22 protein-coding genes are annotated in these 26,473 nt (G+C 60.8%); 13 read left to right on the forward strand and 9 right to left on the reverse strand.

What is annotated here, in order from left to right:
* Positions 1 to 24: 24 nt before the first annotated feature.
* Both CAG47_RS21250 and CAG47_RS21255 read right to left on the reverse strand, forming a co-directional pair.
* On the reverse strand, positions 25 to 1,026 hold the full coding sequence (locus tag CAG47_RS21250; RefSeq protein WP_085727067.1) for a FecR family protein: 1,002 nt from the start codon (positions 1,024 to 1,026) through the stop codon (positions 25 to 27).
* A 174-nt stretch (positions 1,027 to 1,200) separates the two neighbouring features.
* Positions 1,201 to 6,021 carry a dermonecrotic toxin domain-containing protein gene (locus CAG47_RS21255; RefSeq protein ID WP_085727069.1) on the reverse strand — a complete coding sequence of 1,607 codons (4,821 nt, stop codon included), beginning with the start codon at positions 6,019 to 6,021 and terminating at the stop codon, positions 1,201 to 1,203.
* 234 nt (positions 6,022 to 6,255) lie between these two features.
* Here CAG47_RS21255 and CAG47_RS21260 point away from each other — a divergent pair, with 234 nt between their 5' ends.
* Positions 6,256 to 7,296 (forward strand): Ldh family oxidoreductase, encoded by a 1,041-nt coding sequence (locus CAG47_RS21260; RefSeq protein WP_085727071.1) that lies wholly within the window; start codon positions 6,256 to 6,258, stop codon positions 7,294 to 7,296.
* Between the two features lie 136 nt (positions 7,297 to 7,432).
* Here CAG47_RS21260 and CAG47_RS21265 read toward each other — a convergent pair whose 3' ends face one another.
* Positions 7,433 to 7,702: a YqjD family protein gene (locus CAG47_RS21265; RefSeq protein ID WP_085727073.1), complete on the reverse strand. Its 270-nt coding sequence runs from the start codon at positions 7,700 to 7,702 to the stop codon at positions 7,433 to 7,435.
* A 479-nt stretch (positions 7,703 to 8,181) separates the two neighbouring features.
* Here CAG47_RS21265 and CAG47_RS21270 point away from each other — a divergent pair, with 479 nt between their 5' ends.
* Positions 8,182 to 8,436 (forward strand): hypothetical protein, encoded by a 255-nt coding sequence (locus CAG47_RS21270; RefSeq protein ID WP_085727075.1) that lies wholly within the window; start codon positions 8,182 to 8,184, stop codon positions 8,434 to 8,436.
* A 9-nt stretch (positions 8,437 to 8,445) separates the two neighbouring features.
* Here CAG47_RS21270 and CAG47_RS21275 read toward each other — a convergent pair whose 3' ends face one another.
* Positions 8,446 to 9,354 (reverse strand): LysR family transcriptional regulator, encoded by a 909-nt coding sequence (locus tag CAG47_RS21275; protein WP_085727077.1) that lies wholly within the window; start codon positions 9,352 to 9,354, stop codon positions 8,446 to 8,448.
* 84 nt (positions 9,355 to 9,438) lie between these two features.
* On the opposite strand from CAG47_RS21275, the gene CAG47_RS21280 reads away from it, so the two are divergent.
* From CAG47_RS21280 to CAG47_RS21305, 6 genes are all read left to right on the forward strand, one after another.
* Positions 9,439 to 10,362 (forward strand): carbon-nitrogen hydrolase family protein, encoded by a 924-nt coding sequence (locus tag CAG47_RS21280; RefSeq protein ID WP_085727079.1) that lies wholly within the window; start codon positions 9,439 to 9,441, stop codon positions 10,360 to 10,362.
* A 135-nt stretch (positions 10,363 to 10,497) separates the two neighbouring features.
* Complete coding sequence (locus CAG47_RS21285; protein ID WP_085727081.1) at positions 10,498 to 12,162, forward strand: AMP-binding protein; 1,665 nt, start codon at positions 10,498 to 10,500, stop codon at positions 12,160 to 12,162.
* Positions 12,163 to 12,178: 16 nt separating this feature from the next.
* Positions 12,179 to 12,940, forward strand: coding sequence for an SDR family NAD(P)-dependent oxidoreductase (locus CAG47_RS21290; protein ID WP_085727083.1), 762 nt, complete (start codon positions 12,179 to 12,181; stop codon positions 12,938 to 12,940).
* 12 nt (positions 12,941 to 12,952) lie between these two features.
* Positions 12,953 to 14,146, forward strand: coding sequence for an acetyl-CoA C-acyltransferase (locus CAG47_RS21295; RefSeq protein ID WP_085727086.1), 1,194 nt, complete (start codon positions 12,953 to 12,955; stop codon positions 14,144 to 14,146).
* A gap of 134 nt (positions 14,147 to 14,280) precedes the next feature.
* Positions 14,281 to 15,408: an acyl-CoA dehydrogenase gene (locus tag CAG47_RS21300; RefSeq protein WP_085727088.1), complete on the forward strand. Its 1,128-nt coding sequence runs from the start codon at positions 14,281 to 14,283 to the stop codon at positions 15,406 to 15,408.
* A gap of 15 nt (positions 15,409 to 15,423) precedes the next feature.
* Complete coding sequence (locus CAG47_RS21305) at positions 15,424 to 16,197, forward strand: enoyl-CoA hydratase (RefSeq protein WP_085727090.1); 774 nt, start codon at positions 15,424 to 15,426, stop codon at positions 16,195 to 16,197.
* Positions 16,198 to 16,319: 122 nt separating this feature from the next.
* Here CAG47_RS21305 and CAG47_RS21310 read toward each other — a convergent pair whose 3' ends face one another.
* The 3 genes from CAG47_RS21310 to CAG47_RS21320 form a co-directional block, all read right to left on the reverse strand.
* Positions 16,320 to 17,471, reverse strand: coding sequence for an acyl-CoA dehydrogenase family protein (locus CAG47_RS21310; protein ID WP_085727092.1), 1,152 nt, complete (start codon positions 17,469 to 17,471; stop codon positions 16,320 to 16,322).
* Between the two features lie 3 nt (positions 17,472 to 17,474).
* Entirely contained in the window at positions 17,475 to 18,581 is a 1,107-nt protein-coding gene (locus CAG47_RS21315) for an enoyl-CoA hydratase/isomerase family protein (protein ID WP_085727094.1), read from the reverse strand.
* Positions 18,582 to 18,728: 147 nt separating this feature from the next.
* A complete protein-coding gene (locus CAG47_RS21320; protein ID WP_085727096.1) occupies positions 18,729 to 19,622 on the reverse strand; it encodes a LysR family transcriptional regulator in 894 nt (297 codons plus the stop codon).
* A 101-nt stretch (positions 19,623 to 19,723) separates the two neighbouring features.
* Between CAG47_RS21320 and CAG47_RS21325 the strand changes: the two genes are divergently transcribed.
* From CAG47_RS21325 to CAG47_RS21345, 5 genes are all read left to right on the forward strand, one after another.
* Positions 19,724 to 20,815 (forward strand): polyamine ABC transporter substrate-binding protein, encoded by a 1,092-nt coding sequence (locus CAG47_RS21325; protein WP_085727098.1) that lies wholly within the window; start codon positions 19,724 to 19,726, stop codon positions 20,813 to 20,815.
* 16 nt (positions 20,816 to 20,831) lie between these two features.
* Positions 20,832 to 21,791: an agmatinase gene (gene speB, locus CAG47_RS21330; protein WP_085727100.1), complete on the forward strand. Its 960-nt coding sequence runs from the start codon at positions 20,832 to 20,834 to the stop codon at positions 21,789 to 21,791.
* A gap of 93 nt (positions 21,792 to 21,884) precedes the next feature.
* Positions 21,885 to 23,003 (forward strand): cell division protein ZapE, encoded by a 1,119-nt coding sequence (zapE, locus tag CAG47_RS21335; RefSeq protein ID WP_085727255.1) that lies wholly within the window; start codon positions 21,885 to 21,887, stop codon positions 23,001 to 23,003.
* Positions 23,004 to 23,029: 26 nt separating this feature from the next.
* A complete protein-coding gene (locus tag CAG47_RS21340; protein WP_085727102.1) occupies positions 23,030 to 23,611 on the forward strand; it encodes a DinB family protein in 582 nt (193 codons plus the stop codon).
* A 118-nt stretch (positions 23,612 to 23,729) separates the two neighbouring features.
* Complete coding sequence (locus CAG47_RS21345) at positions 23,730 to 24,221, forward strand: GNAT family N-acetyltransferase (RefSeq protein ID WP_085727104.1); 492 nt, start codon at positions 23,730 to 23,732, stop codon at positions 24,219 to 24,221.
* Positions 24,222 to 24,303: 82 nt separating this feature from the next.
* Here the strand turns inward: CAG47_RS21345 and CAG47_RS21350 are convergent, their stop codons facing one another.
* Both CAG47_RS21350 and CAG47_RS21355 read right to left on the reverse strand, forming a co-directional pair.
* The gene (locus CAG47_RS21350; RefSeq protein WP_085727106.1) at positions 24,304 to 24,513 is read right to left on the reverse strand and encodes a hypothetical protein; all 210 of its coding nucleotides are present in this window, start codon (positions 24,511 to 24,513) and stop codon (positions 24,304 to 24,306) included.
* Positions 24,514 to 24,680: 167 nt separating this feature from the next.
* A complete protein-coding gene (locus CAG47_RS21355) occupies positions 24,681 to 26,417 on the reverse strand; it encodes a phosphoethanolamine transferase CptA (protein WP_085727108.1) in 1,737 nt (578 codons plus the stop codon).
* Between the last annotated feature and the right edge of the window lie 56 nt (positions 26,418 to 26,473).

The raw sequence follows: 26,473 nt of genomic DNA on the forward strand, positions 1-26,473 counted from the left end.
CACCCCGCAAGGGTGGCGGCCTTTTCAGCTTTTCGGGCTCTTTTGCGGAATCGCGTTGATCACCAGGTTGCCATTCTGGTTACGGGTCAGGTAGACCGGCAGGACCCGCGGCAAGGACTTCACCAGGCCGTCGATCTCTTTGATGTTGTAGATACCGCCAATGTGAATCGAGCCGGTGCTGTTGTCCGAGATCATCAGCGGCTTGTCCAGGTAACGATTGATCAGCGGCAGTGCATCGTTCAGGGCCAGATCGTCGAGCACCAGTTTGCCCTGGCGCCAGGCCAGCGAACTGTCATTGTCATAGGTCTGGCTGATGCGGGGAATATAGTCGCCCTGACGATAACTGGCCTGCATTGCCGGGCCCAGGCGCAAACCGTCGCCGGGCAGGTTGGCGTTGCTGCTGACCAGTACCGAACCCTCGATGAGATTGACCTTGACCTGGTCTTCATACATCCACACGTTGAATTGGGTGCCGGTCACCCGGATCCGGCCTTCGGCGGCCTTGACCACGAACGGGTGACGGGTGTCATGACTGACACTGAAGAAGGCTTCGCCTTTTTTCAGCGTGACTTGCCGATGATCCTTGTAGTTGCTGTACGTCAGTTCGCTGCCCAGGTTCAACTCCACCTGGCTGCCATCTTTCAAGGTGACCGTTCGAACATTGTCGGTGGCTTCGAAATGCTGGTACGCGTTCGGTACCCAGCCCAGGTGCCAGCCCCCATAACCGGCCAGCGGCAGCGCCAGGGCACAGATCGCCGCGGCAATGGCCAGGCGGCGCCAGGGGGTTTCCGGTTGGGGTCGAACCAGCGGCACGACGGGCTCGGGATGGGGCAAGTCGCCGGCGACCTCCCAGATCTCCAGCATCGCTTCATACTCGAAGGCATGCAGCGGGTGTGTATCACGCCATTGCTCGAACGCCTGGCGTTCCTGCTCGGTGCAGTCATTGGCGTGCAGACGCATGCACCAATGCGCAGCGGCATCGGTGATGGCGTCGTATTCGGCTTCCGAGAGCGAGTGTTCGGTCATTGGCTCATCCTGATTTCCTGCATTCTAACCTTTGGGGAAAGCCTGCGAGAACATCAGTCATGGCATTTAACCATCAATGTGTAGCTTTTTTTCAACGCCTCGCCTCGCGATACAGTGCCGTCGTGACCAAGGTGCCGCGCAAATCCGGGTGATCTGCGCGTTGTGATGTCAGGATCAGGTTCCAGAGGCCGAGGCGGCCGGTACCGGGTCCAGTTGCCGGCCCATTTCGCAGATCAGGAACGCGAGCGAATCGGCATTGTGCAAAATGACATCGATCCTGGAGTTCGCATTTTCAACATCCAGGAATGCTTCCCGTGCCTGCTCCATGGTCTTGCTGCCCGTCAGCTTCAGAATGGCCTTGCCGACGTGATAGGCGTTCGTAATCGAGTCCAGACTGATCCAGGATTGCAAGCCACTGTGCCAGCGCGCGAACAGTTCCTCTTTTGGTGTGTCCAGCGACAAGGCTTCTCGCTGGAAGTCCATCTGAGCCTGTTTCATGGCTGAGCCGTAGGCCGTGATCGGCGCGACCAGATCGCTGAAGGGGCGCCGGGCTTCAAGGTATGCGATGTCCACCGCCTTGGAAAACAAATGGGCGAACTCGTGGATGAGCGTGGCGGCCTGGCTGTGGCCGTCGACGTTGAAGGGTTCAGTCAGACAGGATTTGTACCAGTCGAGCCGTTGATCGAAAAACAGTTCGGTGAAATGCACGTTGCGCTGTTGATCCTTGTCCAGGACAAACGCGAGCATGTTGCTTTGTGGGGCCCGGCTTGAACCCACGATAAAGCGGTTGGAGTTCATCCAGTCTTCATCGGGGTCGACCAGCGCATTGCAGATGGGGAGGATGGCGTCCTTGATTTTGTCGAGCAGCGCAGTGTTCACCTGACCCACACCAAAGAAACGCTTGAGGAAGCTGTCCAGCCGGGTACCGGGGACGAGTCTGCGCAACTGCACCATGTTGTGCAAACTGTTGAATGCGTAATAACGGGCCATGTCGATGGCCTGCACGATCATTCGGGCTTTTTCGGGCTGTCTGGCACGAATTTCTTCCATCCCCCGGGCTTCGACGTTCAACACATCCCTGGCGATTTGGGCATGGGCAAACCGGTTGTGCATTTTCGACATGCCCTTGCCGAAATGGACGGTATGGAGATCCGGGTCGATAAGCCATTTCTTGTCTGGCGCAGTCAGCAATACGGGGCCTTCTTCCTCGCCCTTGACCATTCGCCAGACCGCCCCGGTCTTGTTCACGCCGTACACCTTGCCGGCGATGGGGGCGTAGGTTTTTTTGCTCGCCACATCGAGGTAGGTGCCGTCAGCGCTGTTTTTCGTCAAGCCCTTGAGTTCGACCGTGGTTTCGAATGGTTGCAGCCGCGTACGCAGCGGTGCCGTCGACCGGACCTGTGACCAGGGTTGCGCGTTCACGGCAGTGGCAGCTGTCTGATCAACCGTTTCGGCCGTGTCAGCCCATCCGTCAAGCGACAGCCGGCCCAATGACACGAGTTGTGTCGCACCGGCGATAAAGTCGCGCAATGCGTTCGTCCAGTGATGGTCCTGCAGGGCTTCAGCGGAATTCAGGGCATCCTTGTAGGCGTTCCAAAGAAACTGTCCATACGCAAGCTTGCCCGGCAGCAGGCCTGTGATGCGCTTGAGGCCAGAAACGAACAGTTGCTTGAAAGTCTCCCAGTCCGACTGACCGGTAGCATGCGACTGGCTGCCTGACATCTGTACCAGTAACTGAGTGTTGTCATGGAACAAGCGGGTGAGCAGATTGCCATCAATGGGATTTGAGGCGAGGGTGATTTCGCTCGCTTGGCCGACGGTGGACGCGAACAGGTTGCGAAACAGCGATTGCTCGCGGGTTGGCAGTCGACGAATCAACATGTCCTGCAATGGCCCCGGTGTATTGAACGCCGAGACAACGCCGGCCTCATTGTCGAACTCGATAAACGGAGAGCCACCGGGGTGGTAAGGGGCATAGAGCACTTGTGGGCCTGCTTTGCCACCGCCCGGGCCAATCAGGTACAGGCCCAGTGCCTTCACGGCCGCGGCGCCGGTTGTCTTGATCAGCTCCAGTGGCCGGGCAATGGCGTGTGCGCCTTCTACAGTCGCCCGGGCCGTGGCGTCCGGCATGTCCAGCACCTGCCGAAGGCAATCGAAAGCGCTGTCGGACAGCCGTTGCTGAAGTTTCAGTTCGTGGGCGTGCTGCAGCAATTGCCAGGGCAGCTGTTTGACGAAGCGCAACATCCGGCTTTCGACGTCGGCCGCTCGATTCGACAAGCTGTCCGTGACTTGTCTGGCGTAGTTCTGCGCGATGTTCAGTGACAGCAGCAGTTGGCGCACAGCGCTCTGGTCGAGTCCCTCGGGTAATGCCCTGGTGCTTGCCGAACCGACGTTGAACCCGCTGCCCTGCGCGATGTTGATGTGGTTCAAGGCGAACTCGGTGAGGCTTTGGGCGGGGCCGGCCAGGGCCAGGTCAGGGGTGATTTCGATGTTGTCGGGGTCCAGCGCTTTGGCGGGGAAGCGGCTGTCGAGCAACGACTTCAACGTTCCATGCACATACGACTTGAGGGATTCGATCCCGTGTAAATAGTCTTTGTCCTCGTCAACGCTGTTGCGGTATTGCTCCAGCAGTTCAAGGTGCAGTCGCTGGTCTTCCAGCGGCGCCATTCCAAGCCAGGCGGGCAGGGACTGCTGTTGGCTGATCGCGCGGGAAATCGAAGTGGCTCTATGCAGGTTGGTGTTGAAAACCGTTGTGGTCAGGGTTTCCAGGGCTTTTTTCTTCTTCGCGTCGCTCAGATCGAAAGTGCGTACCTGTTCGCAGCGAGCCAGAAAGTGCTCGATGGACGATTGCGCGACCCGCTCCAATGCAGACCCTTCAATCAGCCGCAGCGGACCGAGCGAGTAGCGTTGGTGAAAGGCGTGTTGGGCCGGGGTGAGGTTTTCCAGAATCGCCAGGCGTTGTTGCGGGTCGAGCAGGCGGCGATTCAGTTCTTGCCGTGCACGACTGATGGTGTCAAAGGCCTCCAGGCCTCCGCCAGGTGTCCACAGTATCGCCCGGCCGGAATGTGAGGGGTCGAGTCCGCCACGCTCGGTCAAGAGCAGACAATGGGCCAGGGGCACGACATCCCTCTGACCGGAACACTCCAGCGTCAACGAGTAGGCATCGGGCCGGAAGCCCTTGAGTGACAGGCGGGTTTGCCGGTGGGGCTGGTCCGGGTTGAAGACCGTTTCGACAATGGCCCGGTCCGCCTCCCGCAGTGTCGCACCGAGCACCCGCAGACTGGCCTCGCCACGGATGCCAACGGAAAGTGCATGGGCCAGACGGGGTTTCATGTTTTCCAGGTAGACCCGTTGCAAGGCCAGAGAAGCAACCGGTTGCGCTGCAAAATCTGCGTTGATCAGTGTTTCGATGTCGCTGAAGGTTTTGATGAAAGCTGCCGCCTTGTCGGCCAGCACCGTGGAGGGGTGCTGATCGCCGGATAACACGGGGCGCGTGCTCCAGCGTCCGTCGGTCTCCAGCGTCAGCAGGCGCTCACTGATCATCGAGCGGATATCCAGCGCCTTGTCGAACAGGGCGTGGATGTCCACGTTGCCGTCACTGTGTCGAAACACATGCAGGGCGTACTCCATGTTCTGCAGTTGCTTGGTGACGATGGTGTCGAAGAGTTTGCCGAAGATCCTGCCGGAGATCACTTCTCCGGTCACATTCGGCCGATCAAAGCCAATGAATCGCTGGCGTTCATCCAGGCTCAGGAGGCCATACAGTTCATCTTCGTGACCGGCCGCGCTGAACTTGCCGAGTATGGTGTCGCGCAAGTCCGGATAGTCCTTGAGCACCTGCAAGCCTTCGGTGGGCGTGTACAGAAATGCCTGGCTGGCGCTGAGCATCAGTGAGCCGGCCAACTCCACATAATTGGCCTGGTATTCCCACAGGCGCACGGTTTCGATTGTCATCGATACCTTTGTTGGGCTGGCCGTCGAGATCAGCGCGTGCAGATCGCGGCTTTGCTCCGGGGTAATGATCTCGGCTTCGCGCTTGAGCAGCAGTTGCACTCGAAACTGATCGGCGATGGCCCGGTTGAAGAATTCGCGACGCGATACACCATCGGCGCTCGCCGCGTTCCAATAGTGTTCGAGCTGCCCGACCAGCAGACTGGCCAGCTTGCGCGAGACTGTCGTGACCGCAGTTTCCCAGTGTCCCTGGTCATCTTTTGCCGGGGACTTTCGGGGATGGGAAAACTCATGGACCTGCCCGGACGGCCAACGCTGATGGCGATAGCGCAGGAGTACGGCTTCACTCAGGGACAGGGAGTTGACCCAGCGTTGCGTCGAATGGCTTTCGTCAGCATTTTCTGGCGTTGTCGTCAGGTAGAAGTTCACTCGGGTCTGGCTCTGATCCAGGCCGGGGAAAGACGTCGCCAACTGTCGGTCCAGCAATGCCTCAAGCAGCGACTTCAGGGACGGCAGCGCTTTGAGCTCGTCGAGCAAGGCCTTGTCATTGAGTTGCTGGCAGTTGGAGACGCTGGTGCGCTGATCTTCGAACACGTCACCTTCGATGGTTTGAAAGTCCAGTTCGATTTCGCCGGCCGCCACCACGGCCTTGCGTTGTGACAGCGCCATGAAGGCCAGCAATTCGTCGCCTTCGCCAGCATTCTTGAGTTGTGTCTCCAGCTCTTCGGCAAGGGCCGCACGGTTGGCGAATTTCTGAATTCCGCCGTACGGGGTGTAGAGAATCACGCCGTTGTCATCCGGCGTCGCGGTCAGCAGGAAGCTGCCAGCCAGTGGCAAAGGTTCCAGTCCCGGTATTTTCAGCTGGATGGTTTTGGCCAGCATGGGTGGCGTCTGCCTATCGCGCAGGGCCTGGCTCGCCAGTGATATTTGGCTGAACCATTGGAAATCCTTTTGCGTCAGCCCGTGGGTTTTGCCCAGTTCTCGCCAGAGGCCGGGCATCGACAGGGCCTGGGGGAAAAACAGCGGAGTTACAGGTGTAGACATCGTCGAGTCTCGTTCAAGGTGCCACTCAAAGGCACTTGTGGGTTGAGCATCGAGACTAAAAGCCGGTGCATTGACCCAGGTGGTAAATAGCTAACGCACAGGGCGCGGACATTTGTGACACCGATAAACGCGAACGACGCTGAGCGAAAGGTTGACAGGTCGCTCGCCGCGCGTTGTTAATCGGCGGGTCTTTGTACGCTGTTGTTCCCTCCAATAATCAGTCTGGAGCTTCAGATGTCTGCGCCACACGATCACGCGTCTACCGCGGTTTCATCACACCTGTCACTCCAGGCGCTGAGCGCTTTGCTGGAGAAGATTTTCCTGCGTCATGGCACGTCGGCCGACGTTGCCAGGGTGCTGGCACAAAACTGTGCCGGTGCCGAGCGCGATGGTGCCCTCAGTCATGGGGTATTCCGGATTCCAGGTTATGTTTCGACGCTGCAAAGCGGCTGGGTCGATGGCCAGGCCGTTCCGGTGGTCGAAGATGTGGCCTCAGGGTTTGTGCGGGTCGATGCCAATAACGGTTTTGCGCAACCGGCCCTGGCGGCGGCACGCGAGTTGCTGGTGCAGAAGGCCCGAAGTGCCGGCATTGCGGTGCTGGCGATCCGTAATTCGCACCATTTCGCGGCTTTGTGGCCGGATGTCGAACCCTTCGCCGATGAGGGCCTGGTGGCATTGAGCGTGGTCAACAGCATGACCTGCGTGGTGCCCCACGGCGCCGACCGGCCACTGTTCGGCACCAACCCGATTGCCTTCGCTGCGCCGCGGGCCGATGGCGGACCGATTGTCTTCGACCTGGCCACCAGTGCCATCGCCCATGGCGATGTGCAAATTGCCGCACGCGAGGGCGAACGCTTGCCGGCAGGGATGGGCGTGGACAGTCTCGGCCAGCCGACCACCGACCCGAAAGCGATTCTCGAGGGCGGCGCGTTGTTGCCTTTTGGCGGGCACAAAGGTTCGGCGTTGTCGATGATGGTCGAGTTGCTCGCGGCGGCACTGACCGGCGGCAATTTTTCCTTCGAATTCGACTGGAAGGACCACCCCGGCGCCAAGACACCCTGGACTGGCCAATTGCTTATCGTCATTGATCCGAGCAAGGCCGCCGGGCAAAGTTTTGCCGAACGCAGCCAGGAACTGGTGCGGCAAATGCACGGTGTCGGCCTGAAGCGTCTGCCGGGTGACCGGCGTCATCATCAGCGCGCCAAGTCGCAGGTCAATGGCATTGAGCTGGATGCCCGGACGCTGGCGAACCTGCGGGAGCTGGCGGGCGTCTGACTCTGTCGGCCTGGGTATGGAACCTGTGGGAGCGGGCTTGCTCGCGAAGGCGTGGTGTCAGCCGAAATCCTGGTTGCTGACACACCGCCTTCGCGAGCAAGCCCGCTCCCACACAGGGTTCAGTTTTTGCCAGTATTTACCGCCGCCCCAACAACAATCCCACCACCAGACCAAACCCGGCGGAAATCGCCACGGTTTGCCATGGATGTCCGCCGATGTAGGTTTCAGTGGCCTCGACCGCGGGCAGGGTCCGGTCTCGCGCGCGGGACACCGAATCCCCGGCCTGCTGGAGCTTCAGGGCGATCTGTCCGCGAAGGGTCTCCGCTTCCTCACCGACCAGTGAGGCGCTGTTTTTCAGCAGCTTTTCCGACTCTTCGATCAGTGCTTGTAGCTCGCTGAATGCCAGGGGGCGTTCTCAATTAGTTTCCCCGCCGCGCCGGGTCTGCTGTTGTGCAGGGCAAGGCGCGAGAAGCGTGGTTTGGTCATTCCAAATAAGCTTCGAGCAACACAGCCCTGCACAACAGCAGGCCCGGCCCTTCGGGTTGTGCCTTAAAGCGGGTCAGGCTGCGTTGCAGGCCTTGGAAAGGGAACAACCATTCCCAGCGGCCTGCGCCTTGCCTGACTCGCTTTAAGGCACAACGCGGCGGGGAAACTAATTGAGAACGCCCCCTGGATCCTTGATTTGATCTTCGGCGGCTTGCGCGTTGGTTTTGCGGGCCATTGAACTACTCCTTGCAGGTGAGTGGACAGTGAACAATGGAGTTTGCCGTCGTCGGAAAAGTTGCAGCTATTTTGCCTGGGGAGGCCATTTTGCTGAAAAACCGGCGCAGGACATTTCGTCCTACAGTGTAAGATGTCGCCTATTTTACGCAGCAGGAAATTCCCATGAGCTTCAATCTGGCCGACAAACCCCTCGCCGAGCGCGCTGCGCTGGAAGACGAGAAATCCCGTCTGTTCGAACTCTGGCAAAACAACCTGGGCAAAGCCAAGGGTGAGGCCGCGCGGTTGTTTGGCGAACGGGCCAAGCGCAAAGGCAAGTGGGCGGAATGGGTTCGCGCCGAACTGGACGGCATGTCACCCCCGGAACTCGCCAACATGGTGCGCAGCGAAGTCAATCGCCTGATGGCGGCCAACAAGTAACCTCGGTCGTCAGGCGAAACTCGCGACAATCGCTTCACGCACTTTCAACACCAGCGGATCGAGCTGCGTGCTGGTGCGCCAACCCAGCTCGATCGGGTACCGCGGCAGCGCCAGGGGGCAGGGCAGCAATGCCAGTCCGCTGAGCGTTGCGATGCTTTGCGCCGCATGGGCCGGTATGGTCGCCACGGCCTGGCTGCCCTTGAGCAAGTGCGGTAGCGCGGCAAAGTGCGTGGTCGAGGCGCACACCCGCCGATTCAATCCCAGCGCCGCCAGTCCCTCGTCGGTAATCCCGATAAAACCGCCGGACGACACCAGAATGTGTTCGCGGGCCACAAACTCTTCAAGACTGATGCTCTGCTGGCCCGCGACCAGGCTCGACGGGTCTGCCAGGCACAGGTATCCGCCTTCCCCCAACACCTGGCGGCTGAGCAGCCGCTCGGCAAACCCGCCCGCGGCAATCGCCAGGTCGATGCTGCGCTCCATCAATGCCTGGGCGACGATCTGGCTGTGGGTCTGGCGGAATATCAACCGCAACTTCGGTGCGCGGCGGGCGATTTCTTCGATCAGCCGCCGGCCGTAGGCAATTTCGAAATCATCCGACATCCCCACAGTCACCGAGCGACCTTCGTACTGTTGCGCGGCCGGATCGACCATCGCCAGGCTTTGCCGGCACTTGTCCAAGGCATCGCTGACCACTGGCTTGAGCTGATTGGCCTTGAGCGAGGGCGCCAGTCCGCGCCCGGTGCGCACGAAAAGTTGATCGCCATACACCTCGCGCAACCGCCGCAAGGCCGCACTGACTGCCGATTGCGTCACGCCCAGGCGCAAGGCGGCACGGCTGGCGCTGGACTCTTCGTGCAGCGCTTCGAAGACTTTGAGCAGGTTGAGGTCGATGTCGGTGATATTCATTTGGCTCATATCATTCAGCAGTCAATCGGTCTTTATTGATGATCACGTGGCGCTGGAGAATGAGCAACACCCGATGTGAATGGAGTTTTCGAGATGCCCAAATCAATCGTTGCTGCCCTGCAGATCGGCGCCATGCCTGGTGGCAAGGCCGACACCCTGGAACAGATCCTGTCCTATGAAAACGCAATCATCGAGTCCGGTGCCGCGTTGGTGGTGATGCCCGAAGCGCTGCTGGGCGGGTATCCCAAAGGCGAGGGCTTTGGCACGCAACTGGGCTATCGCCTGCCGGAAGGACGCGAAGCCTTTGCCCGCTATTTTGCCAATGCCATTGACGTGCCCGGCGCGGAAACCGAGGCATTGGCGGCGCTGTCCGCACGCACCGGAGCCAATCTGGTGATCGGCGTGATCGAACGCGCCGGCAGCACCCTGTACTGCACCGCGCTGTACTTCGATCCCCAGGCCGGGCTGCTGGCCAAACACCGCAAGCTGATGCCCACCGGCACCGAACGGCTGATCTGGGGCAAGGGCGATGGTTCGACGCTGCCAGTGATCGACAGCCAGGTCGGACGCATCGCTGCGGTGGTTTGCTGGGAAAACATGATGCCGCTGCTGCGCACGGCGATGTATGCCAAAGGCGTGGAGGTGTGGTGCGCGCCGACCGTGGACGAACGAGAGATGTGGCAGGTCAGCATGCGTCACATCGCCCATGAGGGGCGCTGTTTCGTGGTCAGCGCCTGTCAGGTCCAGGCATCGCCCCAGGCCCTGGGCCTGGACATCGCCAACTGGCCGGCGGATCGGCCATTGATCGCTGGCGGCAGCGTGATTGTAGGACCCATGGGCGACATTCTCGCCGGACCATTGCGCGATAGTGCCGGCCTGCTCACCGCGCAAATCGATACCGACGACCTGATACGCGCCCGCTACGACTATGACGTGGTCGGTCATTACGCTCGCCCGGATGTCTTCGAGCTGACCGTGGACGAGCGCGCCAGGCCGGGGGTGCGCTTCACGTGCTGATGCCTGAGGGCTTTGGCCAAACCAGTCAGGCAACTTGATAACTTTGACCATTGCCCGACACCCCGCGCAGAGCGAGTATTTCCCTGTTGATTACGGTTCCCCCAACCTAATAAGAAACACAGAGGGATTCTGGCAATGCGCGATTACTTGTCCGCTACTTCTCAGTTCAATTATCAGCAAACCGTCGACGCTGCGCTCGCAGGCGACCTGACGGCTCTCAACGCCTGTGTCGAATGCTGCGACCGGCATGCCTTGCCGGGGCGCATTGCGCTGTTCTGGGAAGGGCGCGACGGCACCAGCGCGGCTTACACTTTCACCGAACTGCAGGACAAGGCCGCGCGCTTCGCCAATTTCCTGCTGGCCCAGGGCGTGAAGAAAGGCGACAAGGTCGCCGGCCTGCTGCCACGCAATATCGAATTGTTGATCACCGTGTTCGCCGCCTGGCGCATCGGCGCTGTTTATCAACCGTTGTTTACCGCGTTCGGTCCCAAAGCCATCGAGCACCGCCTGAGCTGTTCTGGCGCCAAAGTGGTGGTGACCGATGCGGTGAACCGGCCGAAACTTGCCGAGGTCGCCGATTGCCCGACCACGGTGACCGTCACCGGTCCGAAAGGGCAAGGCCTGGTTCGTGGCGATTTCAGTTTCTGGGCCGAGCTGGCCAATTTTTCCGCCGACTGCGAACCGGTGCTGCTGACCGGGGAAGATCCGTTTCTGCTGATGTTCACCTCGGGCACCACCGGCCCGTCGAAAGCATTGTCGGTGCCGCTCAAGGCCATCGTTGCGTTCCAGAGTTATACCCGCGATGCCGTGGATCTGCGCCCGGAAGACGCGTTCTGGAACGTCGCCGATCCGGGTTGGGCCTACGGTATTTATTTCGGTGTCACCGGACCGATGGCCATGGGGCATCCGATCACTTTTTACGATGGCCCGTTTACCCTCGAAAGCACCTGCCGGGTGATCAACAAGTACGGAATTACCAACCTCACCGGTTCGCCGACGGCCTACCGTCTGCTGATTGCCGGCGGCGCGGAGTTCGCCAGATCGATCAAGGGCAAACTGCGTATCGTCAGCAGTGCCGGCGAGCCGCTGAACCCGGAAGTGATCCGCTGGTTCGCCGATAACCTCGGCGTGGTCATCCACGATCACTACGGCCAGACCGAACTGGGCATGGTGCTGTGCAACCATCACGGCCTCGAGCACCCGATCCACCTGGGCGCCGCCGGCTTCGCCTCACCGGGCCATCGCATTGTGGTGCTGGATGACGACTGCAAGGAACTGGGCACAGGCCAGCCGGGCATTCTGGCCATCGACCGCAGCCAATCGCCGATGTGCTGGTTCGCCGGCTACGAAGGCGGGCCGACCAAGGCTTTTGTCGGCGACTATTACCTGAGTGGCGACACCGTCGAGTGGAACCCGGATGGCAGCATCAGTTTCGTCGGGCGCAGCGATGACGTGATCACTACGTCCGGCTACCGGGTCGGTCCGTTCGATGTGGAAAGTGCGCTGATCGAACACCCGGCCGTGATCGAGGCCGCCGTGATTGGCAAGCCCGATCCGGAGCGCACCGAACTGGTCAAGGCCTTCGTCGTGCTCAGCGCGCAATACCGCGCCGCCCCCGAGTTGGCCGAAGAGCTGCGCCAGCACGTGCGCAAGCGCCTGGCGGCGCACTCGTACCCCCGTGAAATCGAATTTGTCAGCGAATTGCCGAAAACCCCAAGCGGCAAATTGCAGCGCTTTATCTTGCGCAACCAGGAAATCGCCAAGGCTCAAGAGGCTGCGGCGAAGAACGTTCCAGCTTGAACCCAGGGAAACAATGATGCAGATCGAGAACAAGATTTTTATCGTCACCGGCGGCGCTTCCGGCCTCGGTGCCGCCACCGCCGAGGTGCTGGTTGCCGCCGGTGCGAAAGTGATGCTGGTGGACATGAACGCCGAAGCCGTTGCAGCCCAGGCCCAACGCCTGGGTGCGCACAGCGTGGTGGCGGATATCAGCGACGAAGCGGCGGCCGAAGCCGCCGTGCAGGCGACGGTCAAGGCGTTTGGCGGCCTCAACGGTCTGGTCAACTGCGCCGGCATCGTGCGCGGCGAGAAAATCCTCGGCAAGAACGGTCCGCACGCGCTGGCCAGTTTCAGCCAGGTGATCAACGTCAATCTGATTGGCAGCTTCAACATGCTGCGCCTTGCGGCAGCGGCGATCGCCGAGACCGAAGCGGATGCCGATGGCGAGCGCGGGGTGATCATCAACACCGCCTCGGCTGCGGCTTACGACGGCCAGATCGGCCAGGCGGCTTACTCGGCGTCCAAAGGCGCCATTGTCAGCCTGACCTTGCCCGCTGCCCGTGAACTGGCGCGTTTCGGCATCCGTGTCATGACGATCGCCCCCGGCATTTTCGAAACACCGATGATGGCCGGCATGACCCAGGAAGTCCGCGATTCCCTGGCCGCTGGCGTGCCATTTCCGCCGCGTCTTGGCAAACCCGCCGAGTACGCCGGGCTGGTCAGGCATATCATTGAAAACAGCATGCTCAATGGCGAGGTGATCCGTCTCGACGGTGCATTGCGCATGGCCGCCAAATAAGGAGGATTTGTCATGACAATGTCCAACGATCCAATTGTTATCGTCAGCGCCGTCCGCACCCCGATGGGTGGTTTTCAGGGCGATCTGAAAAGCCTGACCGCGCCGCAACTCGGCGCAGCTGCCATCAAGGCCGCGGTGGAGCGCGCCGGAGTCGCCAGTGACAGCGTCGACGAAGTGCTGTTCGGCTGCGTACTGCCGGCAGGCCAGGGCCAGGCGCCCGCGCGCCAGGCGGCGCTGGGTGCCGGGCTGGATAAATCGACCCGCTGCACGACCCTGAACAAGATGTGCGGTTCGGGCATGGAAGCGACGATTCTGGCCCACGACATGCTGCTCGCTGGCAGCGCCGACGTGGTCATCGCCGGTGGCATGGAAAGCATGACCAATGCGCCTTACCTGCTCGATCGCGCCCGTAGTGGATATCGCATGGGCCATGGCCGGGTGCAGGACTCGATGTTCCTCGACGGCCTCGAAGACGCCTACGACAAGGGCCGTTTGATGGGGACCTTCGCCGAGGACTGTGCCGAAGCCCATGGTTTCAGCCGCGAAGCCCAGGACGCGTTCGCCATTGCCTCGACCACTCGCGCCCAGCAGGCGATCAAGGACGGTAGCTTCCAGGCCGAGATCGTTCCGCTGACCGTGACAGTGGGCAAAGAGCAGGTCGTGATCAGCAATGACGAACAGCCGCCAAAAGCCAAACTGGACAAGATCGCTTCGTTGAAGCCGGCGTTCCGCGATGGCGGTACGGTGACGGCGGCCAACTCCAGTTCGATCTCCGACGGTGCGGCCGCGCTGGTGCTGATGCGCCAGTCCCAGGCACAGAAACAAGGCTTGAAGCCATTGGCGGTGATTCATGGCCACGCCGCGTTCGCCAACACCCCGAGCCTGTTCCCCGTGGCGCCGATCGGCGCGATCAAGAAGCTGGTGACAAAGACCGGTTGGTCGCTGGACCAGGTCGACCTGTTTGAAATCAACGAAGCGTTTGCGGTAGTCAGCCTCGTGGCGATGACGCAACTGGAAATCCCCCACGAGAAACTCAACGTGCACGGCGGTGCTTGCGCCCTCGGTCACCCAATCGGGGCGTCCGGTGCGCGAATTCTGGTAACGCTGCTCTCGGCCCTGCGCCAGAAAGGCCTGAAACGCGGCGTTGCGGCGATTTGCATCGGCGGCGGCGAAGCGACGGCCATGGCCGTGGAATGCCTGTACTAAGACTGCGCAGTCTCCTGTAGGAGCGAGCATGCTCGCGATAGCGGTGTGTCATTCAAAAATGATGTCGACTGACACGGCCTCATCGCGAGCATGCTCGCTCCTACAGAAGGGCAATCAAACTTTAAGGATTCACCATGATCCCCAATGACGACCAACAACAGATCCGCGACATGGCCCGGGATTTTGCCCAGGATCGGCTCAAGCCGTTCGCCGCCGAATGGGATCGCGAGCACCGCTTTCCCAAGGAGGCCATCGGCGAGATGGCCGGGCTGGGCTTCTTCGGCATGCTGGTGCCGGAGCAGTGGGGCGGGTGTGACACCGGTTACCTCGCCTACGCCATGGCCCTGGAAGAAATCGCCGCCGGCGATGGTGCCTGCTCGACCATCATGAGCGTGCATAACTCCGTGGGTTGTGTGCCGATCCTCAACTACGGCAACGACGACCAGAAAGAGCGTTTCCTCAAGCCTTTGGCCAGCGGTGCGATGCTCGGTGCCTTTGCCCTGACCGAGCCCCAGGCCGGCTCCGATGCCAGCGGCCTGAAAACCCGTGCCCGCCTGGAAGGCGATCACTACGTACTCAATGGCAGCAAGCAATTCATCACTTCCGGCCAGAATGCCGGGGTGGTGATCGTGTTTGCGGTGACCGATCCGAACGCCGGCAAGCGCGGCATCAGTGCGTTCATCGTGGCCACCGACTCGCCGGGCTACACCGTCGCGCGGGTTGAGGACAAGCTCGGTCAGCATGCGTCCGACACCTGCCAGATTCTCTTTGAAGACGTAAAGGTCCCGGTGGCAAACCGCCTGGGTGAAGAGGGCGAAGGCTACAAAATCGCCCTGGCCAACCTTGAAGGCGGTCGCGTCGGCATCGCTTCGCAATCGGTGGGCATGGCCCGCGCCGCGTTCGAAGCGGCTCGCGATTACGCCCGTGAGCGAGAGAGTTTTGGCAAGCCGATCATCGAGCACCAGGCCGTGGCGTTCCGCCTGGCGGACATGGCGACCCAGATCGCCGTTGCGCGGCAAATGGTGCATTACGCTGCCGCCTTGCGTGACAGTGGCAAACCGGCCCTGGTGGAGGCCTCGATGGCCAAACTGTTCGCTTCGGAAATGGCCGAGAAGGTATGCTCCTCGGCGCTGCAAACCCTCGGTGGCTACGGTTACCTCAACGACTTCCCGCTGGAACGCATCTACCGTGACGTGCGGGTGTGCCAGATCTACGAAGGCACCAGTGATATTCAGCGCATGGTCATTTCGCGCAATTTATAAGAAGGAGTGCCCCCTGTGAGCTACGAAACGATTTTGTTGGAAACCCACGGCCGCGTGGGTCTGATTACCCTCAACCGTCCACAGGCGCTGAACGCGTTGAACGCGCAGATCGTCAGCGAGCTGAACCATGCCCTTGATGGCTTCGAGGCTGACTCGAACATTGGCTGCATCGTCCTGACCGGTTCGAAAAAAGCCTTCGCCGCCGGTGCCGACATCAAGGAAATGGCCGAGCTGACCTATCCGCAGATCTACATTGACGATCTGTTCAGCGACAGCGACCGCGTGGCCAACCGCCGCAAGCCGATCATTGCGGCGGTCAACGGTTTCGCCCTGGGTGGCGGTTGCGAACTGGCGTTGATGTGCGACTTCATTCTGGCGGGCGACAATGCGAAGTTCGGCCAGCCGGAAATCAACCTCGGCGTGTTGCCGGGCATGGGCGGCACCCAGCGCCTGACCCGTGCCGTGGGCAAGGCCAAGGCCATGGAAATGTGCCTGAGCGGGCGTTTGATCGATGCCGTGGAAGCGGAGCGTTGCGGGATCGTGGCGCGCATCGTGCCTAGCGATGAGCTGCTGGATGAAGCGCTGAAAGTCGCGGCATTGATCGCCAGGAAGTCGCTGCCGATCGCGATGATGGTCAAGGAAAGCGTCAATCGCGCCTTTGAAGTGAGCCTGGCCGAAGGTGTGCGTTTTGAGCGTCGGGTATTCCATGCGGCGTTTGCGACGCAGGATCAGAAGGAAGGGATGGCGGCGTTCATTGCCAAGCGTGAGGCCGAGTTCCAGGATAAGTAAAATGGCGGTCTGACTGACGCCTTCGCGGGCAAGCCCGCTCCCACATTGGGTCTCAGCATCTATGAGGTCCCTTGTGGGCGCGGGCTTGCTCCGGGCGGCGTTCCGACGAAGCTATTGAGTTTTCACACCAGGTAGTTCTTCAGTTCGCGGGCAATCACCATCCGTTGAATCTCGCTCGACCCTTCGTAGATCTGTGTGATCCGCGCATCCCGATAGTATTTCTCCACCGGATAGTCTTCCAGGTAGCCGTAACCGCCATGAATCTGCATGGCCGACGAGCAAACCTTTTCCGCCATTTCCGAGGCAAACAGCTTGGCTTGCGAGGCCTCCGAGAGACAGGGCTTGCCGGCCGTGCGCAGGCGTGCGGCGTGCAGGATCAGCAAGCGTGCTGCGTTCAACTGCATGTGCATGTCGGCCAGCAGGTTGGCGATGCTCTGGTGTTCATTGATCGTTTTGCCAAACTGCACCCGGTCGCGGGAATAGGCCAGCGCCGCTTCGAACGCCGCGCGGGCGATGCCCAGCGCCTGGGCGGCAATGCCGATGCGGCCGCCTTCGAGGTTGGACAGGGCGATGGCCAGGCCCTTGCCGCGCTCGCCGAGCAGGTTGGCTTCGGGGATGGTGCAGTTGTTCAGGGTCACCGCGCAGGTGTCGGAAGCGCGGATGCCCATCTTGTGTTCGGTGCGATCGACGATAAAACCAGCGGTGTCGGTGGGTACCAGGAACGCCGAGATGCCACGTTTGCCCAGGTCCGGATCGGTCACGGCAAACACGATCGCCAGCTTGGCCCGCTTGCCGTTGCTGACGAACTGCTTGGCGCCGTTGATCACCCACTGGCCGTCGCGCAGTTCGGCGCGGGTGCGCAGGTTGTGCGCCTCGGAACCGGCCTGGGGTTCGGTCAGGCAGAAGCAGCCGATGGCCTGGCCGCTGGCCAGGTCCGCCAGCCAGGTCTGTTTCTGTTCTTCGCTGCCGTAGTTGAGCACCGGCCCGCAACCCACGGAGTTGTGGATGCTCATGAAAGCGCCGGTCGCACCGTCGCCGGCAGAGATTTCTTCCACGGCCAGGGCGTAGGCCACGTAGTCGACATAGGTGCCGCCCCATTCCTCGGGGACCACCATGCCCAGCAAGCCCAGCTCGCCCATCTTCGCCACCAGACCGTCATCGATCCAGCCGGCCTTTTCCCAGGCCTGGGCATGGGGCGCGATCTCGCCACGGGCAAAATCCCGGGCCATGTCGCGGATCATCACTTGCTCTTCGCTCAATTCGATATCGTGCATGGCTCAGCTCCCGCTTTGGTCAAACTCGCTGAAGAAGCTCGCCACGTGTTCGGCGTCCAGCGCCTCGAGGGTAGGCGGGTTCCAGCGTGGTGTCTTGTCTTTGTCGATCAGCAAGGCGCGTACGCCTTCGATCAGGTCGCCGCGCTCGAACCACTGGCGGTCCAGATGCAGCTCCAGGGTGAAACATTGCTCAAGCGGCAACTCGCGCCCGCGCCGGAGCATTTCCAGGGTCACGGCCATGGCCAGCGGCGAGCGGGTTTCCAGCAGGTTGGCGGTGGTGACAGCCCACTCGTGGCTGTCGGCGACCGTTACCTCGCGCAGTTGTTTCACAATACTCGGCACATCGGGTTGGGCGAAGAAGTGGTCGATGGCCGGGCGCAAAGACGCCAGTGGCGCGTCGGGCAGTTGCTGTACGGCACATTTCGCCAGCAGGCCTTGCAGGTCCTTGAGTGGCGTGTCGCGCCATTCGAGCTGGTCGAGATTCTCGTCCAGGGCACCCAGTTTGTCGCTTTCCAGGTACCAGTCGGCCAGCCCGCAATACAGTGCATCGGCAGCGCGAATCTGTACGCCGCTGACGCCGAGGTATATCCCCAGTTCACCGGGGATCCGTGGCAGGAAGTAACTGCCGCCGACGTCCGGGAAATAGCCGATGCCGACTTCCGGCATCGCCAGACGGCTTTTTTCGGTGACCACGCGCAAATCTGCGCCTTGCACCAGGCCCATGCCGCCGCCGAGGACAAAACCGTCCATCAGCGCCAGCACCGGTTTGCGGTAACGGTGGATCGCGAGGTCGAGGGCGTATTCCTCGACGAAGAAGTCTTCGTGCAAGGTGTCGCCGCTTTTGAAGCTGTCATGCAGCGAGCGAATGTCACCGCCGGCGCAGAAGGCTTTTTCGCCGGCGCCACGCAAGACCACGGCATGGATTTGCGAATCCTGGGCCCAGGCGTCGAGCTGGCGGTGCAGGGTGCGCACCATGTCCAGGGTAAGGGCATTGAGGCCGGCGGGGCGGTTGAGGGTCAGATGACCAATGTGGTTGCGCACTTCGGCCAGCACTTCGTTTTGCATGGCCTCCATGGACTGCACTCCCTTCGATGAAACTTGAGCAGTCATCACTAACTCCCTGCTTTTATTGTTCTTTATCGAGATGCTCGCGCGCGAGCGATGTGGGATCGTATCAGTGCAAATTTGCCGTGTACAACCCGGATAAGTGCAGGTTGTCTGTGCATTTTTGCATGTCGTTGTGGGTAGGCCGGGTATTCAGGCAAACGCCGCCAGCAGATCCTCTTCAAAGGCTTTCTGCGCATCGCCGGCCACCTGCGCCCGGTGCCGGGCCAGGTGAAACGCTACATCGAAACTCAAATCGCTGCGACGCACGGCCCTGAGCAACCCTTTGTCCTCCCAGCTACGGGCAAAGTGGCTGGGCAGATAGCCGACATGCTTGCCGGACAGGATGAAGGCGAGGGTGCCTTCGACCTGCTCCGAGCGTGCGGAACACCGCTTGCCCTGAAAGGGTTCGTCACTGCGCAGGAAACGGTAGGGGTGATCGACCCGGTCGCTGGCCTGCAGAGCCTGATCGTCCGGGGCGGTGTTGTCGAACAGCGGATGACCGGGGGCGCAGTACAAATGCTGGGTTTCAACAAACAATTGGCGGTAGTCGAACGCGCTTTGCACTTGCGAAAAATAGCCGATGGCCAGGTCCAGGCGCTGTTGCAGCAGCAGGCGCTCCATTTCGCCGGGCATGGCACTGATCAGCTCGATGCGCACTGATTCGTCCCGCTCACGGAAGTGCCGGATCGCCTCGGCCACCCGTTGCAGCACCGATTGATCGAGGGCCTCGGACAGTCCCAGGCGCACTTCGCCGATCAAGCGCCCGGCCACGCCATTGGATTGATGGCGGAAGGCTTCGATGGACTGGAACAATCCACGGGTGGCGCTGAGGAGTTGTTCGCCCTTGGGGGTGACCCTGAATCCGCCCTTGCCGCGACTGCACAAGCGATAACCAAGGCGGGTTTCGAGTTTGGCCATTTGCTGGCTGATACTCGACTGGCTCAAGCCCAGATCGCCCTGGGCAGCGCTGAAACCGCCGCATTCCACCACGCTGACAAACAGTCGCAGCAATTGCAGATCCAGATCGTGGAGTTGGCCGAGCATCAAACATTACTCCGTCATAAAGTCAGGATAATTAACTTGGTATTTTACCAATGTATCCGACGACGCATCCTGCAACCACTTCTTCTGGTCAGGTGTTCGTCATGGCTCCCATGTTCAAGCTGTGTTTACCCGCGCTGTTACTCGCCGTCGCCGCTTCGGCCCAGGCCGAGGACAAGGAGGTCAATCTTTACAGTTGGGCCGACTACGTCGCTCCCGAAACCCTGCAACGGTTCGAGCAGGAAACCGGCATCCATGTGCGCTACGACACCTTCGACTCTTCGGAAGTGCTGGAGACCAAGTTGCTCACCGGCGGCAGCGGTTATGACGTAGTCGTGCCGTCCTCCAGCGTGCTGGCCCGGGGGCTTGCGGCGGGGGCGTTGAAACCGATTCCCCATGAAGGCCTGAAGGGCTACGCCAACCTTGATCCGGACCTGCTGGAAAAGCTCGCCGCCGTCGACCCGGGCAATCGCTACGGCGTGCCGTACACCTGGGGCACCCTGGGTCTGGGCATGAACGTCGAGGCGGTCAGGCAGCGTTTGCCGGATGCGCCACTCAACAGCCTGGACCTGCTGTTCAAGCCCGAGTACGCCAGCAAGTTGAAGGACTGCGGCATCGCTATCCTCGACTCGCCGCAAGAGGTCATCGGGCTGGCGCTGCATTACCTGGGTAAAGATCCCTACAGCACGGACAAGAGCGATCTGTCAGCCGCCGAGGCCTTGCTGCATCAGCTACAGCCGAACGTGCTGTACGTTGCCACCGGGCGGCAGATCAGCGATCTGGCCAATGGCAGCGTTTGTCTGGCATTGACCTACAACGGCGACGCCAGCATGGCCGCCGATCAGGCGCGCAAGGCCAACAAACCCTATGAAATCGCCTACCGGATTCCCAGGGAAGGCACCCTCGTGTGGCAGGACAATCTGGCCATTCCCAAGGATGCGCCGCACCCCGAGGCCGCCCGGGCCTTTATCGAGTTCATGTTGCGTCCCGAATCCGTTGCGGCACTGACCAATACGTTGTTCTTCGCCACCGCCAATCAGGCCGCCACGCCGCTGGTGGATGAAGCGGTGCGCACCGATCCGGACATCTACCCCCTGGCCGATGTGCGGGAGCGGCTGTATGCCGACCGCAGCATGAGCCTCAAGGACATGCGCCAGCGCACCCGCCTGTGGACCACTTTCCGTAGCCGCCACTAATAAAAAGGAGACATCAATGGACGTCCCGATGCAGAACGACCAGGCCCTTACCCGTGACAGCCTTTACGGCACGGCCGCCGAAAGCACCTACGCCGGCATTACCAGTTTCATGCGTCGTCGCTATAGCCGTGACTTGCGTGGCGTAGACGTAGCGGTCAGCGGTGTGCCGTTCGACACGGCCACCAGCAACCGTCCCGGAGCGCGTTTCGGGCCACGGGGGATTCGCGCCGCCTCGGCAGGGATCGCCTGGGAACGGCACTGGCCATGGACCTTCGATCCGTTCGATCACCTGGCGGTGATCGACTACGGCGATTGCGATTTCGATTACGGCTCGCCGCAATCGACCCCGGAATGCATCGAAGCCCACGCCGAGCACATCCTCGATGCTGGCACGGCAATGTTGACCTTTGGTGGCGATCACTTCATCACCTACCCGTTGCTCAAGGCACATGCGCGCAAGCATGGGGCTTTGTCGCTGATCCACTTCGACGCCCACAGCGACACCTGGCCGGACGAAGAGGGCAAGCGCATCGATCACGGGACCATGTTCTGGCACGCGGCCAGGGAAGGGCTGGTCGACCCGTCGCGGTCGGTGCAAATCGGTCTGCGCACCACCAATGACGATCACCAGGGCTTTCAGGTGCTGGACGCGCGACAAGTGCATCGCCGTGGCTGCGAAGCGATAGTCGAGGCGATTCGCGCACGGGTCGGCGACAACCCGGTGTACCTGACGTTCGACATCGACTGCCTCGATCCGGCGTATGCGCCTGGCACTGGAACACCAGTGTGTGGCGGCTTGAGTACGGTGCAGGCGCTGGAGATTCTCGGCGGATTACGCGGGATCAACCTGGTGGGCATGGACGTGGTGGAAGTGGCGCCGGCCTATGACAGCGCAGAGATCACCTCATTGGCGGCGGCGACGCTGGCGATGGAGATGCTGTGCCTGTACGCGGCCAGACACAAGGTCGACAAATAATGCACCCGAACCCGTAGGAGCGAGCACCCGCTCCTACAGTTTTTCATGTCTTCCTGCACAAAACTGCCCCTGCGCAATGGCATACTGCCGCCCATGACTATCGATTCCCCCTTGAGCGCCTGGCAGCGTGCCATTGAACAAAGGGGCTTCGTCCAGGACGAGGCCCAGGAACACGCCGTGTGGGCGCTGCAAAAATGCCACGAAGCGCTGCACGAAGGCCGTTCGCCCATTTCCGGCGTATACCTGTGGGGGCCGGTCGGGCGGGGCAAGACCTGGTTGATGGACCAGTTCTACCAAAGCCTGCGCGTACCGGCTCGCCGTCAGCACTTTCATCACTTCATGGGCTGGGTGCACCAGCGCTCGTTTCAACTGACCGGCACCGCCGATCCGCTCAAGGCGTTGGCCCGTGAATTGGCCAAAGAAGTGCGCGTTCTGTGTTTCGACGAACTGTTCGTCAATGACATCGGCGATGCGATTATTCTCGGGCGCCTGTTCCAGGTGATGTTCGAGCAGGGCGTGGTGGTGGTCTGCACTTCCAATCTGCCGCCGGACCAGTTGTACGCCGACGGTTTCAATCGCGACCGTTTCCTGCCCGCCATCACGGCGATCAAGCTGCATATGCAAGTGATTGCGGTGGATGGCGGGGAAGACCATCGCTTGCATCCCGGGGCCGGTTCGCAGCGCTACTGGGTGACCGAGCCCGGTGAGCCAGGCGCGCTGGGTGAAGTGTTCCAGGGGTTGAGCGTCGGCCAGTCGGTATCGAGCGAGCCGATCCAGGTCGGCTACCGCTCGCTTGACGTAGTCAATGCCAGCCCGACAGTGCTCTGGACATGTTACGCCGCGTTGTGTGAGCAACCTTTCGCGGCCATGGATTTCATCGCGCTGTGCGATACCTACAGCGCTATTCTGTTGGGTGATGTCCCCAACCTCAGTGCGCAGAAACGCGCCGGGCGCATTGCCCGCGGCACCGAAGACGGTGTTGAGCGGGTGGCGGCGGGGGATCGCGAGTTGCCGCAGTTGTCGGTGCATGACGACGGTGTACGCCGCTTCATTGCCCTGGTGGATGAGTGCTATGACCGCAAGGTGCCGCTGTACCTCGAAGCGCAAGTGCCAATGGCGTCGCTTTACACCGAGGGTTATCTGGAGTTCCCGTTCCGCCGCACCCTCAGCCGCCTGCAGGAAATGCAATTGCAACGGTTTGCCGAAGTTTGATCGGGATTCGTTCGGGAGCAGCGAACATGAACCAGCCCTTGTCCCACCATCTGTTGACCATGGCCTATCAGAACGCCTGGGCCAATCACCGACTGGCCAAGGCCTGGCGACAGTTGACCGCGCAGGAGCTGAGCGCGCCCCGGGTCAGTTTTTTCCCCAGCATCCGTGCCACCCTCAACCACATCCTTACCTGTGACTGGTTTTATGTAGACGCCCTGGAGCGCGAACTGCGCGGCGACGATCCGCATCCCGAATGCCGGGTGTTTTTCAAGGAAGACGAGCCCTGCCTCCTGGCGACGGACCTGATGGTTGAACAGGCCCGCGTCGACCGCCGGCTGATTGCCTACTGCGAGCAGATGCGTGACGCCGACCTCGGCAAAATCGTGACCATCGCCCGCGAAACCCCGCAATACGACAGCCGATCACGCCTGCTGTCGCATTTGTTCGAACACCAGATCCACCACCGCGGCCAGGTTCACGCCATGCTCAGCGGCACTTCGGTCAAACCGCCGCAGCTCGACGAGTTCTTCTGCGCAGGTGAATCGCACTTGCGAGCTGAGGATTTTGCCGAGCTGGGGTGGACGGAAGCCTTGATCTGGGGCGTTTGAGCCTCAAAGATTTTGTGCGGTAGCGATTGTCGATAACACAGTGCTCGCGCTATGGTCGGCGGGCACTTCAGCGTGACATACATGCTGGGGGCTACTTCATGTGTGATCGAGGATGGAAATGGACTCCGCAGAAATTCTTGTGCTTCAGGCCAGCTACACCAATCCGGTGCATGCCGAGGCTATTTGTCTGGTGTTGAACCACTACGCCGAGGACCCGATGGGGGGTGGCCAGTCGTTGCCGCCCGCTGTACTCGAGCAACTCCCGGCAGAGCTTGCCCGGCGTCCACATGCCTTCAGTGTGCTGGCCTTTGTCGGTGGCGAGCCTGCCGGGCTGGTCAATTGCTTCGAGGGTTTTTCCACCTTTGCCTGCCGGCCCCTGGTCAATGTGCATGACGTGTCGGTAGTGAAAAAATTTCGCGGTCTGGGCCTGAGCCAGAAAATGCTGCAAAAGGTCGAGGACATCGCCCGTCAGCGTGGTTGCTGCAAACTCACCCTCGAAGTGCTGGAAGGCAATGCCGTGGCGCAGGGTTCCTATGAAAAAGCCGGCTTCAGCGCCGGGATGCTCGACCCGGCCCATGGGCGGATGCTGTTCTGGACCAAGAGCCTCTGACCCGACAGGCAAAAAAAGGGGCGTCCATCAGGACGCCCGACAATGATCTCCAACTGTAGAGCCGCAGTCAGAGGCACATGGATCATTTCGGTCTGTAGGTTTCAGTCATTTGTGCGGTCTGGTCGTCCGGAACCCGCAACTCGGTACTTTGGATGGGGTGGCCCAGGGCTTGTTGCTGGGCCAGTCGCAGACTTTCGAAGTAATAGCGCATGCGTTCTGCCCCGCCTTCGGCAAAAGCGCTGGTTGAGCCCAGGGCCATCAGGCCCGCGAGGATCAATGCGGTGCGTTTCATGGTTTGCCTCCCACTACGGATGTCGGATGCCTTTCGTCCATGAATCAATGAATCAGTGTCGAAATGACATTATCCGCCGATTCGGTTAAATGGGAATTAACTTCACCAGCGACCTTCATGGCTGTAACGGGAGCATGAAAAGGGGCCGGAATTGGCCCCTGAATGGATTATTGCTGGGCGAGCGCGGGTGACGCCTTTGGCTTCATCAGGCTGAAGTCGATCAACGCGCGCTGTTGACGCTCATAGGGGTTGCCGATCATCAGTGGCCGGGCCTTGAAGCTGTCGCTGACCAGGCTTTTGCTGCGATCGAGTTCGTCGAAGCTCAGGCCCGCCAGATCGGCCCAGGTGTGGATCAGGTGCGAACTGCTGTAAGGGCGCGAGAGATCGCCGGCGAGGTTCCAGTCATGGCTTGCCCGCCACTTCGGCGAAGCCCAGGCCATGAACGGAATGGTGTACATCGGCGCAGTCGGCTTGTTTTCGTTGCGCCCCAGGGTACTGTGGCCCACGGAATCGAACACGTCTTCGCCGTGGTCGGACAGGTACAACAGGAACCCGTTCGGATCGCTCTTGGCATAGTCCTTGATCAGGCTGGACACCACGAAGTCGTTGTACAGCACGGCGTTGTCGTAGCTGTTGTACGTCGGCAACTGGTCATCGCGAATACCGGCAGGCACACCCGTGCGGTCCTGGAACTTGTCGAAGGTCGACGGGTAACGGTACTGGTAGCTCATGTGCGTGCCCAGCAAATGCACGACGATGAGTTTGCGCGGTGCCGCATCGGCCAGGGCCTTGTTGAACGGCTCGATCACGTCGCCATCGTACTGGGCGGCGTTCTGGTTGCGATTGTTGTTCAGGTACACCTGTTCGTCGGCCTGTTCGGAGAAGGTCGTGAGCATGGTGTTGCGCTTGGTCATGGTCTGCTGGTTGGTGATCCAGAAGGTCTTGTAGCCGGCCTGTTTCATCATGCTGACCAGCGATGGCGTCGACAGGTACAGATCCGGGTTTTCTTCGTCGGCGAAGGTCAGGACCTGCTGCAGCGCCTCGATGGTGTAGGGGCGCGGGGTGATGACGTTGTCGAAAACGTCCAGTTGATCCTTGAGCTTGTCCAGCTCCGGCGTGGTTTGCCGTGGGTAACCGTACAGGCTCATGCGCTGACGGTTGGTGGACTCGCCGATCACCAGCACCAGGGTCGCAGGCGTGTTCGCCATGGCGTCCTTGAGGTTGTGCAGTGGTGGAATCCTGCTGGCGCTGTCGAGCATGTCCTGCATGCCGGCCAGGGTTTCCTGGTAACGGTGATAGGCCACGGCCATCTGCCATGGCACTGCCGGCTCGATGCGGGTTTCGAACTTGTCGAAGCCTTCGGCGAAACTGCCGGTGCGCGAAGTCTGTTTGATCAGCGGATATCCCACCACCGCCACGACAATGGCCACCGCTGCCGCGATGGCCTTGCCACGGGGCAGATACACCGGGCGCAGGCGAGTCCACAGGAAATAGGCAAAAGCGCTGTGGGCCAGGAATGCCGGGACCATCCACCAGGCAAAGTATTGGGTCATGTACTCGCCGGCTTCAGCCACGTTCGACTCGAACATGATGAAGATGACGCTCTGGGAAAACTCCTGCTGGTAAATGAAGAAGTAGCCCAGGCTCGCCATGGAGCACGCCCAGAGCACGACGCCAATCACGGCGGCCATGGCACGGGTCTGTCTGGGGAACAGCAGCATCGGCGCCAGCCAGATCGCGCTCATGACGAAGGCCTGGCGGAATCCGGTAAAGCCGGAGGTGCCCGTCAGTTGGATCAAAAGTTGGGTAATGCCGGAAAAGTACCAGAAGAAAACAAACAGCCAGATAAACCCGGCCCAATCAAAACCTGCCGCAGTCGTATTGCTGCGTTTGAACAAAGACATTCAGCGCTCCAGCCGAGAAATCACTACCACCGCCGGGACTTGGATCGCGGACGACG

It is taken from the genome of Pseudomonas sp. R37(2017) (assembly GCF_002113375.1).
Classification (GTDB): Bacteria; Pseudomonadota; Gammaproteobacteria; order Pseudomonadales; family Pseudomonadaceae; genus Aquipseudomonas.